General features: G+C 59.9%; 2 protein-coding genes. Both read right to left on the minus strand.

What is annotated here, in order from left to right; genetic code table 11:
- Window positions 1-24 precede the first annotated feature (24 nt).
- Window positions 25-813: an IS21-like element helper ATPase IstB gene (gene istB, locus NCR38_RS33955; protein ID WP_250478534.1), complete on the minus strand. Its 789-nt coding sequence runs from the start codon at window positions 811-813 to the stop codon at window positions 25-27.
- A gap of 2 nt (window positions 814-815) precedes the next feature.
- The gene (istA, locus tag NCR38_RS33960) at window positions 816-2,342 is read right to left on the minus strand and encodes an IS21 family transposase (RefSeq protein ID WP_061121662.1); all 1,527 of its coding nucleotides are present in this window, start codon (window positions 2,340-2,342) and stop codon (window positions 816-818) included.
- Window positions 2,343-2,497: the final 155 nt, after the last annotated feature.

Here is a 2,497-nt window from a genome sequence, read left to right on the forward strand (position 1 = left end):
CCTGTTTCGGGGCTCGAACGGGGATCAAGAATCCTTGTTTTTACCTCCTTTCGCAAGTGCTGATTTGTTGCTCTCGGGCATCGGACGAGGGACGCGATAGCTTTCACCGTCGAGCACGACGCGGTATGCCGCATGTCGCAGGCGATCGAGCGTTGCGGCGCCGAGCATTTTGTTGGTCGCGAACGCGTCGCCCCATTCCGTAAAATCCAAATTACTCGTTAAGACAGTCGATGTACGCTCGTACCTCTCGGCAATGAGATCGTGGAAGTCTTCGTCTTCGGGCGTGCGCATGGGTTTCAGTCCAAAGTCGTCAATGATGAGCAACGGCACCTTGGCAAGCGCCTGGAATCGCCGTTCGTAGGAGCCCACGGCTTGCGCGTTGCGTAGCGTGCTGAGAAGCCGGGTCTGGGTCATGAACAGGACATCGTGACCTTGCCGGGCGGTCGCATGGCCCAGTGCCTGCGCCAGATGGCTTTTGCCCGTTCCGCACGGACCGGCGATCAGCACGCTGACCCTCTCATCGATGAACCGGCAGGTCGCGAGATCATGGACGACGGCGCGATTGAGGTTGGGTAGCCGGTCGAAGTCGAAACCCTCGAGTGTCTTCTGTCCACGGAAGTTGGCGCGGCGCATGCGGGCGTCGAGCTTTCGATGATCGCGCCGTGCGATCTCGTCCTGGATGAGCAACGTCAGGAAGTCTGTATAGGCAAGCTTGCGGTCGATGGCTTCACGGTTGCGTGCTTCGAGCGTGTCGAGGATGCCGGATAGTCGCAATTGCTTAAGAGAAGACGTGAGTTCGGGAATTGGATTCATGTTCAATGGATCAGGAGAGTCTGGGTATCGCGGCAGAAGCGGCCGCCGTGGGTGTAGGTGGTCGCGCCCGATTCAACAGGTTCGTTCGACAGCCAGGTCTGATCGAGGCCTTTCTGCAAGATCAGCTTGACGGCTTTGTAGCTTGGATTGCCGAAGTGATTCGCGCGACGGCAGGCCGCCTCCAGGCGAGATGCGCCGAACTGCTGGGCGAAGCGCAGCACGCCCTGTACGGCGCGCAGCTTGATGAGAACCCGATCGCCAAAGAGCGCGTGAACAAGCGCGTAGCAGGACGGCCCGATGCGTTGCGCTTCTCTCAGGCACCATTGGGTGTCGTGCATTTGCCAGGCCTGTGCTGCTGGCGGCATGTGATCGGCCACAGTGATACGCGTTCCTGGCGCAGTTTGGCGGACATGCGATGCCGACAGTTCGTGCTCGTAGTAGAGCTGCACCATGGTGGCGGTCGCCTTGAGCCATAGATCTTTACCGGCAAGCCGGAACGGCACGGAATAATAGGCGCGCTCAAATTGCACATGGGCGTCGCGATGGACCTTCACGCGCGCCCAGGTTGCCAGCTCCGGTGGCACATCGGGAAGCGGCTGCAACAGCGCCTGTTCGACACCTTCGAAACGCTTGAGCGGCACCTCGCGCGTCGTGCCATGGGTCCGGGTGCTGGCCTCTTGCATCACCCAGGCTTGCGCTTGCCGGTTGGCGTCGTCAAGATCACGGAATTCGCGAAGAGGAAGGAAGCTCGACTTCACGTATTTGACGCCCGATTCGACAATTCCTTTTTTAGCCGGGTCCCTCGGCGGACATGGATCGACCTTGAACAAGTACCCTTCGGCGCATTGCGCGTAAGCGCGCTGGACTTCGGGTTCGTAGATACAGGCCTTGACGATGGCACACTTGGGGTTATCTATGATGACGCGTCCCACTACGCCATTGAACCATTCGAAGGCATGACGGTGACATAGCAACCATGTGTCGACGCTCTGGTCGCGGACAAACTCAACGTATTGATGCCGCGACCAGCACAGCGTCATCACAAAGAACCACGTTTTGTGGATCTCGCCGGTGTGCGCATCGGTGATGGTCGGACCTGCGCCGAAATCAACCTGCGCGGCTTCTGCAGGTTTGAACTCCAGCCGCATCGGTACGTCCGGCGTGAGCTCCGCCTTCAATTGCTGAAGCAGCCTGTAGACGGATGAGTAACTTCCCGCGTAGCCGTGGTTGCGCACCAGCGCGCTGTGAATCGTCGTGCCGGGGACGCCTGCGTCATGCCACTGGGCAATCTGTTCGCGCCACGGCTCGGCCGACGAGATACAGCTCGTGGGCAGGAACTCCTTGCGGCTGAACGCTGTAGCAAGCTGCGCGTCATCCGGCAGAGCGTTGTCCGGAGAAAGCCACCCGCGCTCGGTCGCGATCTCCCGCACGGCCGCGAGCTTCTTACGGCCCATGATCTTCGACCGGTCGATATCCCGGTCGGAGTCACCCTGGCGCATTCGCACCAGAACCTGTCGATATTGGTACATCTCGAACTTCCTCTTCAAGCCACCCTCCGGAGCAAATGCGTGCCAGGAGAGTAGCGGTTGGCGAAGTTCGAGCGCCCGACTCAGACGCCAGTGGCGCGTTTACGGCGAAAATCTACCGGCGCCTATATGCCGAAAGACTTGTGGCGCCTAAACGC

Origin of the sequence: Caballeronia sp. INML1, from assembly GCF_023631085.1 — a bacterium.
Lineage (GTDB): Bacteria > Pseudomonadota > Gammaproteobacteria > Burkholderiales > Burkholderiaceae > Caballeronia > Caballeronia turbans.